The 14,902-nt window shown below is 67.6% G+C and carries 11 protein-coding genes and 1 tRNA gene; 10 read left to right on the top strand and 2 right to left on the bottom strand.

Annotated elements, in window-relative coordinates; all coding sequences use genetic code 11:
• Positions 1–1,051: 1,051 nt before the first annotated feature.
• Positions 1,052–1,123, bottom strand: a tRNA-Arg gene (locus E3O28_RS07115).
• Between the two features lie 168 nt (positions 1,124–1,291).
• A complete protein-coding gene (locus E3O28_RS07110) occupies positions 1,292–1,939 on the bottom strand; it encodes an iron ABC transporter ATP-binding protein (RefSeq protein WP_134415485.1) in 648 nt (215 codons plus the stop codon).
• Between the two features lie 53 nt (positions 1,940–1,992).
• Here E3O28_RS07110 and argS point away from each other — a divergent pair, with 53 nt between their 5' ends.
• From argS to pdxH, 10 genes are all read left to right on the top strand, one after another.
• On the top strand, positions 1,993–3,669 hold the full coding sequence (gene argS / locus E3O28_RS07105) for an arginine--tRNA ligase (RefSeq protein ID WP_104099686.1): 1,677 nt from the start codon (positions 1,993–1,995) through the stop codon (positions 3,667–3,669).
• 2 nt (positions 3,670–3,671) lie between these two features.
• A complete protein-coding gene (locus tag E3O28_RS07100) occupies positions 3,672–4,451 on the top strand; it encodes a DUF2993 domain-containing protein (protein ID WP_134415484.1) in 780 nt (259 codons plus the stop codon).
• A gap of 143 nt (positions 4,452–4,594) precedes the next feature.
• Positions 4,595–4,882 carry a hypothetical protein gene (locus E3O28_RS07095; protein ID WP_134373562.1) on the top strand — a complete coding sequence of 96 codons (288 nt, stop codon included), beginning with the start codon at positions 4,595–4,597 and terminating at the stop codon, positions 4,880–4,882.
• Positions 4,883–5,089: 207 nt separating this feature from the next.
• Positions 5,090–6,526: a diaminopimelate decarboxylase gene (gene lysA, locus E3O28_RS07090; RefSeq protein ID WP_134415483.1), complete on the top strand. Its 1,437-nt coding sequence runs from the start codon at positions 5,090–5,092 to the stop codon at positions 6,524–6,526.
• The gene (locus tag E3O28_RS07085) at positions 6,523–7,860 is read left to right on the top strand and encodes a homoserine dehydrogenase (RefSeq protein ID WP_134373558.1); all 1,338 of its coding nucleotides are present in this window, start codon (positions 6,523–6,525) and stop codon (positions 7,858–7,860) included. Before lysA ends, E3O28_RS07085 begins: the two co-directional genes overlap by 4 nt.
• Complete coding sequence (thrC, locus tag E3O28_RS07080; RefSeq protein ID WP_134343235.1) at positions 7,860–8,981, top strand: threonine synthase; 1,122 nt, start codon at positions 7,860–7,862, stop codon at positions 8,979–8,981. Before E3O28_RS07085 ends, thrC begins: the two co-directional genes overlap by 1 nt.
• Positions 8,978–9,931: a homoserine kinase gene (thrB, locus tag E3O28_RS07075; protein WP_134415482.1), complete on the top strand. Its 954-nt coding sequence runs from the start codon at positions 8,978–8,980 to the stop codon at positions 9,929–9,931. The genes thrC and thrB overlap by 4 nt, the downstream gene beginning before the upstream one ends.
• Before the next feature lie 518 nt (positions 9,932–10,449).
• The gene (rho, locus tag E3O28_RS07070) at positions 10,450–13,059 is read left to right on the top strand and encodes a transcription termination factor Rho (RefSeq protein ID WP_134415481.1); all 2,610 of its coding nucleotides are present in this window, start codon (positions 10,450–10,452) and stop codon (positions 13,057–13,059) included.
• Entirely contained in the window at positions 13,059–14,138 is a 1,080-nt protein-coding gene (prfA, locus tag E3O28_RS07065) for a peptide chain release factor 1 (protein ID WP_134415480.1), read from the top strand. Before rho ends, prfA begins: the two co-directional genes overlap by 1 nt.
• Positions 14,139–14,244: 106 nt before the next feature.
• Positions 14,245–14,886 (top strand): pyridoxamine 5'-phosphate oxidase, encoded by a 642-nt coding sequence (gene pdxH, locus E3O28_RS07060; protein ID WP_174721885.1) that lies wholly within the window; start codon positions 14,245–14,247, stop codon positions 14,884–14,886.
• Positions 14,887–14,902: the final 16 nt, after the last annotated feature.

Genomic DNA, 14,902 nt, shown 5'->3' with positions numbered 1-14,902 from the left:
GTACTCCTCTGCCATCCCCACCATCTGCTGCTGCACAACCAGCACTGGACGATCAGCCGCACCGGAACGCAGTACTGGCTTAGGCCACCGATCGAGGTAGACCCCAAGCAGACGCTGGTGGCGTTGCCGAGCAAGAGGGCAGCGCTGTAGCGCTTGGTCTCGACGGGCTCGATCCGCGTCGCGGGAACCTCGAGTGGGTTCCTAACCGGGTCTCGACGGGCTCGACCCGCGTCGCGGGCAGGGGCGGGTCAAGGGGCGGGGCAGTTGCTCCCAAACCGGCACAGGCGATCGACCGCGACGCGGGATGAGCGTGGGTTCCGCGACTTCTCAGGGAGCGGTCCGTGGTTCCCGAGCGAGCGTTCCGGGACTCCCGTGTCTTCTCGTCACTGGCTGAGCAGCAACTCTCTCCCGAACGAATTCGACGGAGATTCTGCCCGAAACTGCCCCAGGAAACCCAAAAATGTGGTTTCAGACCAGAATCTCCGTCGAATCGGTCCACCACCGGGCCCGGAGCTCCAGAGGCGGTAGCGGTATTCTCCGCGTTGCACGCGATTCCGGAGGGGCCGGGGCGCAGCAACCTCGCTGCTTCCGGATTCGAACGGGGGGAAGGTCTTGGTGGCAGCCCTTCCCCGGCCATCGTCTGTAAGTACCGCGGTCTCGAGTCGTTGCGGTGGGGCTCCGACGACGTGCTCCCAGACCCGACCGACCGCCGCGGGCGCCGACGTCCACGTGATCCCGTCGCGCTCCTCAGCTGATCGGCGTACCCATCGGATGGCGGCGGTCCCGTCCCGGTGTGGCTCAATGGTCATCGCTGACCTGTCGGTGGCGCGGGTGACCGGTGCGACCACGGCATAGCGACGCCGAGCCTCGTCGGCGAGGGCTTCATGCCGCACACCTACCGGGTCACGCATCCGGGCGTAGCCGAGCGGCAAGGCATCAGAGTCGGCGGCGAGGAGCTGTGGGCCAGTGTGGGCAAACGGCGTGACAAAACCTTGAGATCGTGTCGCCGATTAGCCCGCGACCCGAGTGTTCGCACGGACTCTGACAGTTGTGCCCCCAGGCAGATTCGAACTGCCGCCCCTGCCTCCGGAGGGCAGTGCTCTATCCCCTGAGCTATGGGGGCCAGGGAAAACACTAGGTTATCAGCATCCGGGCAGGCGATGTTCCGCATCGAGTTCGACGGATGCGGTCGAGCCCGCCCGGCACACCACCCGAACTCGACCGGAAAGGCCGAATTCGGCAGGTTCGGGCAGGTTCAGGTGGGTTCCGCCGCGCGGTCCCCCCGGGCGTGTTACTGCAGGTTTGCGATCGCCGCGGAAACGAGTGACTCGGCGTCGCCCGGCTCGACGAACTCGCTCGAGCCCACCGTGATCCAGTAGGTGGAGGTGAAGACCTGAGCCACACCAATGCCGCCGGCAGCCGAGAAATAGCCCTCGACGGCGGGCGGCGTGCCATACGTGGGAACGATCTGGCTGGAGCTGATGGCATCGTTCTTCAGCTGCGACAGCAGCACGTCGTTGGGCTGGGTCACCGAGACCTCGATCGTTCCGTCGCTGGATTGATTGAGCAGTCCGCAATTCAGCCCCTGGTACTCTGCCGCCGTCTGACCCGCGGCGATGGTCGGCTCGAAACCGGGGGCAGTGCCGTAGCTCGGGTTGAAGGCGTAGACGTCGTCGAGGGTGAGCACCTGGTCGCAGGTAAATGTGACCGGGGTGCCTGCTGCCGTGGGCGTCGGTGTCGCGGTGGGCCCCGGTGTCTGCGTCGCGTCCGACGTCGACCCGGGAGTAGCTGATGGCGACGCTGCCGACGGGCTGCTTTCCGGGGTGGAACCCGAACCGCAGGCAGCCAGCGCCACGACGGCGACCGTGCCGGTGGCAAGGAGAAGGGTGGTGCGCAGGAGCCGTCCGCGCGGGAGTCTGGGCGAGAGGGAGTGAGTCACGCTTGACCTTACCAAGAGGGTTGTCTGTGACCGGGCCGGTAAGCTTGCTAGTCGTGACTCCCGCTGAGCTTTCCCAATCCCTGCTCGACCTCATCCTCCAGTTGAGCGAGCGTCGACGCGAGGCCGGAATCGACGTGACCGACGTCAACCTGACCGGGGCGGATGTCACCCTCGAGCGTCCGAGAAACCGCGACCACGGTGATTGGGCCTCCAGCATCGCGATGAAGATCGCCAAGCCACTCGGCTCCAACCCGCGCGAGGTGGCCGCCGAACTGGCTGCCGGCCTGGAACAGCTTCCCGACGTGGCCTCGGTGGACGTCGCCGGACCCGGCTTCATCAACATCCGTCTCGAGGCCGCCGCCGCCGGCGCACTCGCCAAGACCATCGTCGATGCGGGCCCCGCTTACGGCACCGGGCACCTCTACGACGGCCTCAAGATCAACCTCGAATTCGTGTCCGCCAACCCCACCGGCCCCATCCACATGGGCGGCGTGCGCTGGGCGGCCGTGGGTGACAGCCTGGCCCGGGTGCTGCAGGCGGAGGGCGCCGACGTCACCCGCGAGTACTACTTCAACGACCACGGCTCGCAGATCGACCGCTTCGCCCGCAGCGTGCTCGCCGGCTACCTCGGCGAGCCCACCCCCGAAGACGGTTACGGCGGCGCCTACATCGGAGACATCGCCGACCAGGTCGTGGCCAGCCACGAAGGCGACATCGCGGTGCTGGCCCGCGACGAGCAGCAGGAAGTGTTCCGCAGCGTCGGCGTCGATTTGATGTTCACCGAGATCAAGGAGAAGCTGCACGGCTTCGGCGTGGATTTCGACGTGTACTTCCACGAAGATTCCCTGCACGAGTCCGGCGCCGTCAACCGGGCCATCGAACGGCTGCGCGAACAGGGCCACATCTTCGAAGAAGACGGGGCCATCTGGCTGCGCACGACCACGTTCGGCGATGACCGCGACCGCGTCATCATCCGTTCCAACGGCGAACCGGCCTACATCTCCGGTGACCTCGGCTACTACCTCGACAAGCGTGAGCGCGGTTTCGACCAGAACCTGATCATGCTCGGCGCCGACCACCATGGCTATGTCGGCCGCATGATGGCCATGGTCGAGGCCTTCGGCGACGTGCCCGGTGTGAACCTGCAGATCCTGATCGGCCAGATGGTCAACCTGCTGCGCAACGGCGAACCGGTGCGGATGAGCAAGCGCGCCGGAACGATCGTCACCCTCGACGACCTCGTCGACGCCGTCGGCGTGGACGCCGGCCGCTACTCCCTAGTGCGCTCCAGCAGCGACACTCAGCTCGACATCGACCTCGACCTGCTCGGCAAGCGCACCAACGAGAACCCGGTCTTCTACGTGCAGTATGCGCATGCCCGTACCTGCTCGGTCGCCCGCAACGCGGCCACCGCGGGGGTGGAACGCACCGCATTCGCCCCGGAGCTACTCACCCACGACAGCGAATCGGCCCTGCTCGGCGTGTTGCAGGAATACCCGCGCGTCGTCGCGCAGGCCGCCGAACTGCGCGAGCCCCACCGTATCGCCCGCTACATCGAAGAGGTTGCCGGCTACTACCACCGCTGGTACGACAGCTGCCGGGTGATCCCGCTTGGCGACGAACCGATCACCGACCTGCACCGCACCCGGCTCTGGCTCAACGACGCCACCGGCCAGGTCATCCGCAACGGCCTCGGCCTGCTCGGCGTCTCCGCACCGGAACGCATGTAGGCATGGACGCGTCCGCCAGGAAATCCCGTCGTCGCGGGCTCGGGGCGTTCATCGTCGCGGGTCTGGTCGTGGTCGGGCTCGTCGCTGCTTTCTTCTTCGTCGACGGGGGCCTGCGCAGCTACGCCGAGGGCCAGATCGAGCAGGAGATCGCCTCGAACCTGCCCGACACCGTGACGGGGGACGTGGCCGTCTCCATCGGAGGCCTGTCGGTCATCGCACAGTACCTCGGCGGCAGCTTCGACCGGGTGGCCCTGGAATCAGGCACCCTGACCGTGGACGGCGTGCCGGCATCCGTGCACGTCGTGGCGACGGATGTCCCGCTCGACCAATCCCAGCCCGTCGGCGACGTGCGCGGCATCATCGACCTCGAACCCGATGCCCTCAACACCCTGCTGAGCCAGGCTCTGCCGAGCAATGTCCCCGACGCCGGCGTCGAACTCGGGAAGGACGAGATCAGCTACAGCGGCAGCCTGGAGGTGCTCGGCTTCCCGATCGGCTACCGCGCCTCGGCGACGCCGAGCGTGGACGCCGACGCACTGCTGCTCACGCCGAGCGGTGCCAGCGTCACCCCAGGCGGCGGCAGCATCAACGCCGGCAACCTGCTGTCTCGTGTTCTGGGTGAGGAACCGCTCCGCATCTGCGTGGCCCAGTACCTCCCCGAGGGGGTCACCCTCGCCGGAGTGAACGTGACCGCGGATCGAGCGCGACTCACGCTGCAGTCGAGCTCGTTGACGCTGAGCCGACAGTCGTTGACCACCCTCGGCAGCTGCACCGCCGGTTGACCCCGCACTTCATGCCCTGGCAGCACGCCGACACGCTCGCACATCGTTCGGACCGTAATCAAACCGGGGCCTGACACGACGCCCGCGGGGTCGTACACTCGAGGTATCCGCCGGTCGCGCATTCGCCTTTTCGAGGAGGCACCATGACGTTGTTGCGCATTCAACACCCCGTGCCCGACTATGGCCGCTGGAAACGTGCCTTCGATCTGGACCCGGCCGACCGCCGCGGATCCGGGGTGATCCGCTATACGATTTTCCGCTCGGTGACTGATCCGAACTTCGTCATGGTCGACCTGGAACTGGGCACCATCCGGGAAGCGGAGAAGATGCTTCTCAAGATGCGGCGCATCTGGTGCAGCAGCGGCTCGTCGGTCATGATCGACCCGGAGGCGTGGATCGTCGACGTGGCCGAAACTGCCGCGCTGGTCTGATCGCAGCCCGCCCCGCTGCCCAGCCCGCGCAGCCCGCCGCGCAGCGGGACGTAACGCGATTCGGCGTGCACCGGCGGCGTTCGCTACACTCGGAACAGGTCCCCGGTCGCAGCCGACGGCATCCTTTCACTGGCTTCAGGGACCAATCCGGGTTCGCTCGCCACTCAGTGAGACACCCACTCGACATTTCCCGTGAGGTTTTCACCCGTGGCCACCAACCCGCTCGCCCCCGACTGGCTTTGCCTGTCCGACGACGCCAATGCGCTCGCCGATGGCCTCTGGCCGGCCACCATCGACCGCACCCCGCAGGGGGAACTCCTCATCGGCGGCTGCACCGCCTCCGCCCTGGCCGCCGAATTCGGCACTCCTCTTTATCTGGTCGACGAAACGGATGCCCGCGCCCGCGCGGCCTCGCTCCGCGCCGCCTTCGAGGCCGAGTTCGCTCGCATCGGTACGAGCGTGCACATCTACTACGCCGGCAAAGCGTTCCTGTCCACCGAGATCGCCCGTTGGATGCTGGCCGAAGGTCTCAACATCGACGTCTGCAGCGGCGGCGAACTCGCCGTGGCGCTGGCGGCCGGCAGCCCGCCGAACCGGCTCGGCTATCACGGCAACAACAAATCCCTGGCCGAGATCGACGAGGCCTGCCGCGTCGGCGTCGGCACCATCGTGATCGACAGCCTGGTCGAAATCGGGCGCGTCGCCGCGGCCGCCGCCCGGCACGGCATCGTGCAGGCCGTTCGGCTGCGCGTGAACAGCGGCGTGCACGCGCACACCCACGCATTCCTCGCCACGGCGCACGAAGACCAGAAGTTCGGCGTGACGCTCGATGACGCCGCGGCGCTGGTGGGCCTCATCCGGGCCGAGTCGAGCCTGTGCTTCCGCGGCCTGCACTGCCACATCGGCTCGCAGATCTTCGGCGCCGACGGCTTCGCCGAATCCGCGTCGCGCCTCCTCGCCGTGCACGCGGCCCTGCTCGCAGGCGGCCCCGTCCCCGAGCTGAACCTCGGCGGCGGCTTCGGCATCGCCTACACCCTGGCCGACACCCCCACCCCGATCGGCGAGCTCGCGGCCAGCCTGGCCGACATCGTCGCCGCGCAGTGCAGCGCCCTCGGCATCCCGGTGCCCGTGGTCGCCTTCGAGCCGGGACGTTGCATCATCGGCCCGGCCGGAATCACCCTATACGAGGTCGGAACCACCAAGTCCGTCGACGTGGCCGGCAACCCGCGCCTCTATGTCAGTGTCGACGGAGGCATGAGCGACAACGCCCGCCCCGCCCTCTACGGCGCCGACTACACCGTGCGGCTCGCCGGCCGCGTGTCGGCGGCCGACCCGGTGCTGGTGCGCCTCGCCGGCAAGCACTGCGAGAGCGGCGACATCGTCGTCGACGCTGACTATCTCCCCGGCGACGTGGCCCCGGGCGACCTGGTGGCCGTCGCGGCCACCGGCGCCTACTGCTGGTCGCTGTCGAACAACTACAACTTCCTCGGCCGGCCGGCCGTGGTCGCGGTGGCCGGCGGCATCCCGCGGATGCTGGTGCGCGGCGAGACCATCGCCGACCTGCTCGCCCGCGACACCGGGGTCTCGGCCTCGACCGGCCCGACCACCGGCTCGACCGATCTACCGAAGGAACCCGCCCGATGATCGAATACCGCAATCTGCGCGTCGCACTGCTGGGAGGCGGCTCCGTCGGCGCTCAGGTCGCCCGGCTGCTGCTCGAAAACAGTGAAGAACTCGCCAACCGGGTGGGTGCCAGCCTCGAGCTCGTCGGCATCCTGGTGCGCGACGTCGACGCCGAGCGCACCGTCGACCTGCCCCGCGAGCTGTTCACCACCGACGCCGAGACCCTGATCCTCGGCGCCGACGTCGTCATCGAGTTGATGGGCGGCATCGAGCCCGCACGCTCATACATTCTGATGGCGATCAACTCGGGGGCGGATGTCGTCACCGCCAACAAGGCGTTGTTGGCCACCCACGGGCCCGAACTCTTCGCCGCCGCCGACCAGGTCGGCGCACAGCTGAAGTACGAGGCGGCCGTGGCCGGTGCGATCCCGATCGTTCGGCCGCTTGGCGAGAGTCTCGGCGGCGACCAGGTCAACCGCATCCTCGGCATCGTGAACGGCACCACCAACTTCATCCTCGACCGGATGGACACTGAGGGGGACACCCTCGAGGAGGCTCTCGCCCTGGCCACCGACCTCGGCTACGCCGAGGCCGACCCGACCGCCGACATCGGCGGGTACGACGCGGCGCAGAAGGCGGCCATTCTGGCCAGCCTCGCCTTCCACACGACCGTGCCGCTCGCATCCGTCTACCGCGAGGGCATCACCGCCATCACGCCCGCGCAGATCGACTCAGCCCGCAAGGCCGGCTACGTCGTGAAGCTGCTCGCCATCTGCGAACGCCTCGTCGACGCCGAAAGCGGCCAGCAGGGCGTCTCCGCCCGGGTCTACCCGGCCATGGTTCACCGCAGCCACCCGCTCGCCTCCGTGCACGGCGCCAACAACGCGGTTTTTGTCGAAGCGGAGTCGGCCGGCAGCTTGATGTTCTACGGCGCCGGCGCCGGGGGAGTGGAGACGGCGTCCGCCGTGCTCGGCGACCTGGTGTCACTGGCCCGCCGCCACATCGCCGGTGGCCCCGGCGTTCCCGCGTCCCAGCACGCCGACCTGCCGGTCTTCGACATCGGCCAGATCGTCACGCGCTACGCCGTCACCCTGGAAGTTACCGACGAACCCGGCGTTCTCGCCACGCTCGCCAGCGTGTTCAGCGACCACGGCGTGTCCCTAGCCCTGGTCGAGCAGTCGATGACGCCGGCCCAGCCGGGCACCGCGAGTCGCTCCGCCGTCTCCGCCACGGCTACCCTAGTTATCGGAACGCACGAGGCTACGGAGGCCGCCCTGGCGGCCACCGTGACAGACCTCGCCGCGAACAGATTTGTCACGAATGTCGCATCCGTTTTGAGAGTTGAAGGAGCCTGATGTCCAGCGAACGAGAGACTCTGCCGAAACCAGTCGTGAAGACGGCTTCCCGGCAGTGGCGCGGCGTGCTGCGCGAGTACGCGGACCGCCTCAACATCACGGATGCGACGCCCATTATCACTCTCGGCGAGGGGGGCACCCCGCTGATTCCGGCTCCGGCGCTCTCCGTTCGCACGGGCGCGAAGGTCTGGATCAAGTACGAGGGCATGAACCCGACCGGTTCCTTCAAGGACCGCGGCATGACCATGGCCATCTCCAAGGCCGTCGAAGACGGTGCCAAGGCCGTCATCTGCGCGTCCACCGGCAACACCTCCGCATCGGCCGCCGCCTACGCGACCCACGCCGGAATCCAGGCCGTCGTGCTGGTGCCCGAGGGCAAGATCGCCATGGGCAAGCTCAGCCAGGCCATCGCACACAACGCGCAGCTGCTGCAGGTGCAGGGCAATTTCGACGACTGCCTCGACATCGCCCGCGACCTCTCCGCGAATTACCCCGTGCACCTGGTCAATTCGGTCAACCCCGACCGGATCGAAGGCCAGAAGACGGCCGCCTTCGAGGTCGTCGAGGTGCTGGAAGACGCGCCGGACATCCACATCGTCCCCGTCGGCAATGCTGGCAACTACACCGCCTACACGCGCGGGTACACCGAAGAGCTCGAGCGCGGCGCCACTACGAAGCTGCCGCGCATGTTCGGGTTCCAGGCTGCTGGCAGCGCCCCGATCGTGCTCGGCCACCGCGTCGACCACCCGGAGACCATCGCCAGCGCCATCCGCATCGGCAACCCGGCATCCTGGGACCTCGCCCTCGCCGCGCGTACCCTGACCGACGGCTACTTCGGCGCGATCAGCGACGAAAAGATCCTCGAGGCCTACCGCATCCTGTCGGCCGAGGTCGGCATCTTCGTCGAGCCGGCCTCCGCGATCAGCGTCGCCGGCCTGCTCGAACGCGCCGAAGCCGGGCTCATCCCGGCCGGCTCCACCGTGGTACTCACGGTCACCGGCCACGGTCTGAAGGACCCGCAGTGGGCGCTCCGCACCGCGGACGGCTCCGACGTCAAGCCGACCATCGTGCCTGTCGACACCGCCGAAATCGCCAGCGTCCTCGGGCTGGTCCAGAAATGACCATCGCCGAGGCCCTCTCCGGCAAGTCGGTGCTCTCGGGCCGTTCCGTCACCGTGCAGGTGCCGGCGACCACGGCCAACCTCGGCCCCGGCTTCGACACCCTGGGTCTGGCCCTGGCACACCACGACCACCTCCAGGTCTCCGTTCGCGATGAGCCGGGCGTCACGGTCGAGGTGCACGGCGTCGGAGAAGGCGTGGTGCCCACCGATGAGACCAACCTCGTCGTGCGCGCCCTCATCCACGCCTTCGCCGCCTACGGCCAGGAACTGCCCGGACTGAACCTCGTTGCCCACAACGAGATCCCGCACGGCCGCGGCATGGGCTCGTCCGGCGCCGCCATCGTCGCCGGGATCATGGCCGCGAAGGGCCTGCTCGAGGGCATCGTCGACATCGACGCGGAGGCGCTCCTGGCCCTCGCGACTGAGATGGAGGGGCACCCCGACAACGTGGCGCCCGCCCTGTTCGGTGGTCTCACGATCGCGTGGATGACACCCGACGGACCGCGTCACAAGAAGCTGATGGTGCACCGCGGCGTCAAGCCGCTCGTGTTCGTTCCGGAGCACGCCATGTCCACGGCGCTCGCCCGCAGCCTGCAGCCCGAGAGCGTGCCGCACGAAGACGCCGTCTTCAACCTGTCGCGCTCGGCCCTGCTGATCGCGGCCCTGATCCAGAGCCCCGAACTGCTCCTCGCGGCCACCGAGGACAAACTGCACCAGAGCTACCGTGCCGCCGCCATGCCGGAGACCAACCGGCTGATCACCCTGCTCCGGGAGCACGGCTTCGCCGCCGTCGTCTCCGGCGCCGGCCCATCGATCCTGGTGCTGGCCAGTGACCCAGGGCAGCGACTCGTCGCGGCTGAGCTCATCGCCGCCGAGTCCGAAACGCCCTGGCAGGCGCTGATGCTGGCCGTCGACGTGCTGGGTGCAACCGTCACCCGCACCGAGCGTTAGAGAAGCGAGTCCGAATCGATCGGTTGTGTCGCTCCCGGTCGGTCAGTCGACTGCACCGCCCGGGCAGTGTTCCTCGCAGGCGCAGCGCCCGATCCGGTGGTGAACCAATTCGACGGAGATTCTCGTGTGAAACCGCTCTTTCGGGTGAATCAGGTGCGATTTGGGCAAAATCTCCGTCGAATTCGTTCGGGACGCAGGCCGGAGCACCGAGCCGGTTGGACCCGGCAGCGGTGACTCATCGCTGACGGCTGTGAGGACTCACTCAGGTCAAGGAGTATCTGAAAGCCAAGGACACGCCGTATCCGGTCGGTCCTCGGCGTTCTTACGTTCTGCTACAGTAAAAGTGCACCCGATGGAACCGCGTAACGCCCGGCTCTCTTCTCCGGTGCATTCCCTGTAACTCACTGCTATCGCATCATCTATGCGTAGCTGTGTGTGTTCACTTCAATCCACATCACTTTGGGATTGGACCACCCGCAGCGCGTGAGACGCCGCAACAGCTTCCCTGGCCCGCTCGCATGACGCCAGGGGAAAGGACAATTTTCGTGACTGACGTCAACCTCCTCACCCCCGGTGCGGATTCCTCGCACCTCACCACCCTTCGCGTCGCCGAGCTTCTGGCTCTGGCGCTCGAGTTGGGAATCCCGGGTGCATCAAAGCTCCGCAAGGGAGAGCTCGTAGGAGCAATCACCGCCGAGCAGGCCAAGAGCGCATCCTCGGGTGTCTCCGCCGAGACCACGGCCGCCGAGGCCACGGCCGCCGACACCACGGCCGCCGTTCCCGTCGAAGAGGCGATTCCCGCGGCCGACGCCGCGACCGACGCGGCCTCGACCACCGACGTTGCTGCCAACGTCACCGGTGCCGCGCCGCGCAAGCGCGCGTCCCGCCGCGCCTCCACCGCGACCGCGGCTCCCGCCGTGGCGCACGTCAACGCTGACGGCGACCTGGGCATCGGCATGATCGTTCCGGATGACGCCGCGGCCCTCCGCCATACCACTGCCCCCACCACCTATGCCGGCGCCTTGCCGGAGTCACCCGTGACCGAGACCGTAGTCCCGGCCACGAAGCCGGCCCGCCAGGCTCGCAAACGTGCCACGTCGGTCACCGTGAAGGCAGCGGCCGAAGCCGCCGCCGCCCCCATCGTGGACACCGAGGCCCCCACCATTGAGACTGAAACAACCACCGAGGCTGCTGCCCCGGTCGAGGCGGTCGCCGAGACCGCAGTCGTGGCCGAGGAGACCCCCGAGATCACCGAGGCGGCACCCGAGACCACCGGTTCCGGCCGGTCGCGTCGCGGTAGCTCACGCGGTGGCCGCAGCGGCGGCGCCCGCAACAGCATCGATGCCCGCAACAGCATCGACGCGCGCAACAACGCCGACGAATTCGCCACGGAGACCGGAACCCGGTCCGGCACCGATACCGGCACCGAGACCGGAACCGAGCAGCACGCCCCGGTCGAGACCGTCGTCACCGATCAGGCCGAATCGACCGAGCGCGGCGACCACGCCGATCAGAGCGAACTGTCCGAGCAGACGGAACAGCCCCGACAGGGCCGCAACCGCAACCGCAGCCGCGGGGGCGACCGCACGCAGGGCGCCGAGCGTAGCGCCGAGCGCGGTGAGGAGACCGCCCGTCAGCAACGCCAGACCGGCAACCGCGGCCAGGGCCAGAGCCAGGACAATCAGAATCAGGACCGCAACCAGGGTCAGGACCGCAACCAGGGTCAGGACCGCCAGGCCCAGCAGAGCCAGGATCGCGCCCAGGACCGCCAGGACCGCCAGGAGCGTCAGGGTCAGGACCGCCAGGACCGCAACCAGGGCCAAGAGCGTCAGGGTCAGGAGCGCAACGCCGGTCCCGACCGCGCCGGACTCGAAGACGACCTGAACGGCCGTAGCAACCGCAACCGTTTCCGTGACCGCAAGCGTCGCGGCGTCACCACCGGCGACGACTTCGAGCCGGAGCTGAACGACGACGACGTGCTGATCCCCGTCGCCGGCATCCTCGACATCCTCGACAACTACGCGTTCGTGCGCACCTCCGGCTACCTGCCGGGTGCGAGCGACGTCTACGTCTCGCTCGGCCAGGTCAAGAAGTACAACCTGCGCAAGGGCGACGCCGTCGTCGGCTCCATCCGCCAGCCGCACGAAGGCGATCAGAGCGGACGCCAGAAGTACAACGCGATCGTCAAGGTCGACTCCATAAATGGCCTGACCGTCGAAGAGGCCGCGAACCGCGTCGAGTTCCAGAAGCTCACCCCGCTGTACCCGACGGAGCGGCTGCGCCTCGAAACCGAGCCGGGCAAGCTGACGCAGCGGATCATCGACCTGGTCGCCCCGATCGGTAAAGGACAGCGCGGCCTGATTGTCGCACCGCCTAAGGCCGGCAAGACCATCGTCATGCAGCAGATTGCTAACGCCATCGCCACGAACAACCCCGAGGTCCACCTCATGGTCGTCCTGGTCGATGAGCGTCCCGAAGAGGTCACCGACATGCAGCGCACGGTGAAGGGTGAGGTCATTGCCTCCACCTTCGACCGTCCCGCCGAAGACCACACCACGGTCGCCGAGCTCGCCATCGAGCGCGCCAAGCGTCTCGTCGAACTGGGCCACGACGTCGTCGTGCTGCTCGACTCGATCACCCGCCTGGGCCGCGCCTACAATCTGACGGCCCCGCCGTCGGGCCGGATCCTCTCCGGCGGCGTCGACGCGTCCGCGCTGTACCCGCCGAAGCGTTTCTTCGGCGCGGCGCGCAACATTGAGAACGGTGGCTCGCTCACCATCCTCGCCTCCGCCCTGGTGGAGACCGGATCCAAGATGGACGAGGTTATCTTCGAGGAGTTCAAGGGCACGGGCAACATGGAGCTCCGCCTGTCGCGCCACCTGGCCGACAAGCGCATCTTCCCCGCGGTGGATGTCAACGCATCCGGCACCCGGCGTGAAGAAATGCTGATGAGCGCGGACGAAGTCAAGATCACTTGGAAACTGCGACGCGCCCTCGCCGGGCTAGAACAGCAGCAGGCACTGGAGGTCATCCTCGGTCGTCTCAAGGAGACCACGTCCAACGTCGAGTTCCTGATGCAGGTTCAGAAGTCGATGCCGACCCTCGGTGGGTCAGACAAGGACCACTGATGTTCGAGTCTGTCCTGACTCTGCTGGCTGAGCACGATGAGCTCCAGTCTCAGCTGGCGGATCCCGAGCTGCACGCGAACCCGGCCCGATCGAAGAAGGTCAACCGTCGTTATGCCGAGCTCAGCCGCATCATCGCGGCCTGGCACGAGTGGAAAGAGATCGGCGAGAACCTCGATGCCGCGCGGGAACTCGCGGACGAGGACGCCGACTTCGCCGCGGAGATCCCCGGTCTGGTGGAGCAGCTGGAAAACGCGGCCGAAAAGCTGCGGCGCCTGCTGATTCCGCGCGACCCGCTCGACGCCCGCGACGTGATCATGGAGATCAAGATGGGGGAGGGCGGTGCGGAATCCGCACTATTCGCCGCCGACCTGCTCCGCATGTACCTGCACTATGCGGAGTCGAAGCGCTGGAAAACCGAGATCATCGAGCAGACCACGAGCGACCTCGGCGGCATCAAAGACATCCAGCTCGCCATCAAGGGCAACGTGAGCGACCCTGCCGAGGGCGTCTGGGCGCACCTCAAGTACGAGGGGGGCGTGCACCGCGTTCAGCGAGTGCCGGCCACCGAGTCGCAGGGACGCATCCACACCTCCGCCGCCGGCGTGCTCGTCTTCCCTGAGGTCGACGAGCCCGAAGAGGTCGAGATCAGTGCGAACGACCTCAAGATCGACGTGTACCGGTCGAGCGGCCCCGGCGGCCAGTCCGTGAACACGACCGACTCCGCCGTGCGCATCACACACCTTCCGACCGGCATCATCGTGGCCATGCAGAACGAGAAGAGCCAGCTGCAGAACAAGGAAGCCGGCATGCGCGTTCTGCGTGCCCGCGTTCTTGCCCGGCAGCAGGAAGAAATCGACGCCGCCGCCTCCCTCGTGCGCAAGGGCCAGATCCGCACCATGGACCGGTCCGAGCGCATCCGCACGTACAACTTCCCGGAGAACCGGATTGCGGACCACCGCACCGGCTACAAGGCCTACAACCTGGATACGGTCATGAACGGCGCCCTCGACGCCGTGATCGACTCCTGCATCACGGCCGACGAAGCCACCCGGCTGGCCGAGATCGGTGATCACGACTGATCAACCCCGCACGCAGCGGTTGCCCAGCCGTCGGTCTCTCGTAGTCTGGAGAGAACGGAGGCTGGGCTTTTCGCATCCACCGTTCGACAACGAGGCGAGGATGCTGATGGAATCCCTGACGAGTCACACCGACTACGGCGTTGTGAGCCTGACCGAGGCGCAGGTGAACTCTGACCCGATGCTCGAGTTCGCGACCTGGCTGGCGGCCGCTGAGGGAGCCGGGCTGTATGAGCCGAACGCCATGGTCGTCGGCACCATCGACCCCGACGGGCGGCCGAGCAGCCGCACGGTTCTGCTCAAGGGGCTCGACAGCAGCGGGTTCGAGTTCGTCACCAACTACGACTCGCGCAAGGGGCGCGCGCTCCGGAAGAATTCCGGTGTGACGCTGCTATTCCCGTGGTATCCGATGCAGCGCCAGGTGATCGTCTACGGCACTGCCCACGCCACGGATGCCGCCGTCAGCGACGCCTATTTCGCGCGTCGTCCGCGGCCCGCCCGCATCGCCGCCCTGGCCAGTGAGCAATCGGAACCGATCGTGAGCCGCGAACTGCTCGAAGAGCAGGTGCGCGCGGTCGAGCGGCGTTACCCCGACGACATGGAGATCCCGCGGCCCACCGACTGGGGCGGGTTCCGGGTCATTCCGCACGCGATCGAGTTCTGGCAGGGCCGCACGTCCCGGCTGCACGACCGCCTGCGTTTCACGGCGCTGGAGGGCGGAGGCTGGGCGCTGGAGCGCCTCCAGCCGTAGCGCCCGCCAGGGCAGC

Source organism: Cryobacterium sp. TMT2-14, from assembly GCF_004402465.1.
Taxonomy (GTDB): Bacteria; Actinomycetota; Actinomycetes; order Actinomycetales; family Microbacteriaceae; genus Cryobacterium; species Cryobacterium sandaracinum.
Note: the sequence above shows the minus strand (reverse complement) of the source record. Positions and strands in the feature narration are given on the sequence as shown.

Coding starts and splice junctions, on each gene's coding strand:
- E3O28_RS07100 (WP_134415484.1), top strand. CDS start 3,672: ATGGACGCGTCCGCCAGGAAATCCCGTCGTCGCGGGCTCGGGGCGTTC.
- rho (WP_134415481.1), top strand. CDS start 10,450: ATGACGCCAGGGGAAAGGACAATTTTCGTGACTGACGTCAACCTCCTC.
- E3O28_RS07095 (WP_134373562.1), top strand. CDS start 4,595: ATGACGTTGTTGCGCATTCAACACCCCGTGCCCGACTATGGCCGCTGG.
- E3O28_RS07085 (WP_134373558.1), top strand. CDS start 6,523: ATGATCGAATACCGCAATCTGCGCGTCGCACTGCTGGGAGGCGGCTCC.
- pdxH (WP_174721885.1), top strand. CDS start 14,245: ATGGAATCCCTGACGAGTCACACCGACTACGGCGTTGTGAGCCTGACC.
- thrB (WP_134415482.1), top strand. CDS start 8,978: ATGACCATCGCCGAGGCCCTCTCCGGCAAGTCGGTGCTCTCGGGCCGT.
- thrC (WP_134343235.1), top strand. CDS start 7,860: ATGTCCAGCGAACGAGAGACTCTGCCGAAACCAGTCGTGAAGACGGCT.
- prfA (WP_134415480.1), top strand. CDS start 13,059: ATGTTCGAGTCTGTCCTGACTCTGCTGGCTGAGCACGATGAGCTCCAG.